The organism is Oceanobacillus luteolus (assembly GCF_042678205.1).
In the GTDB taxonomy this organism is placed as follows: Bacteria; Bacillota; Bacilli; order Bacillales; family Amphibacillaceae; genus Oceanobacillus; species Oceanobacillus luteolus.
The window spans coordinates 1-781 of record NZ_JBHUDE010000062.1; the positions used below are offsets into that span (position 1 = coordinate 1).

1 protein-coding gene is annotated in these 781 nt (G+C 38.4%); it reads right to left on the minus strand.

The features are described from left to right. Positions 1-563: helix-turn-helix domain-containing protein (locus ACFSBH_RS12115; RefSeq protein ID WP_379597735.1), on the minus strand; the 563-nt coding region annotated here is incomplete at its 3' end. Between the last annotated feature and the right edge of the window lie 218 nt (positions 564-781).

Here is a 781-nt window from a genome sequence, read left to right on the forward strand (position 1 = left end):
ATTCCGCCGAAGTATTCAAATGCATTCTCATGAGCTTGAATCATATCCCTCGTTGTAAAAGGGCGGTCTAACCACTCCACATACTTATAACGAGAGTGCGAAAGCACAAAGCTAATAAAGTTCAGCGTTACTTTCTTTCCATCCCGCTTTTTCTGTTGTGTTTGTCCAAAATCTACTTGTGCTTGCTGTCCCATTGGAAGTTCTGGAACTGCTTGGTATACCCGTTTTTCTTTTGTTTTTGGAATGGAATACTTTTCACGTAATTCCTTTACATAATTACGAACGGTACTTTCAGCGACTTGTAGATCTTCATATCTTTCGAGTAGCCAATCATGAACTTGAGCTGCAGATAAATCTGGATGTTCTGTTAACCATGTATGGATAACCATTTCATACGGATCTAGCTTCTTCATTCGAGACTTTGTTGAAGCCATCCATACACTCATTTCCTCCGGTGATTTTCGAAGATATTTATATACTGTTGTTCGTGAAATACCTAGTTTTCTAGCTATACCCCTTACTTTAAATCCTTGTTTTTTTAATTGATGAATTTCCATGTACATTTCCCACTTTTCCACCTTCCACGTACCCCCACTAACGTATAATATAATTAAATATTATACAGGAGAAGGAGCGTTTGATAATGAGGGGACTGACATAATTCGCCGAGCATGTAAAAGGCTGTCGCCCCTACGGGGCAACATCCTTTTACATGCCTATCCCCATAGAAAGTGTTCATTCTTATTTAGCAATAACTGTCTATTATAGTTTAGCAGTTACA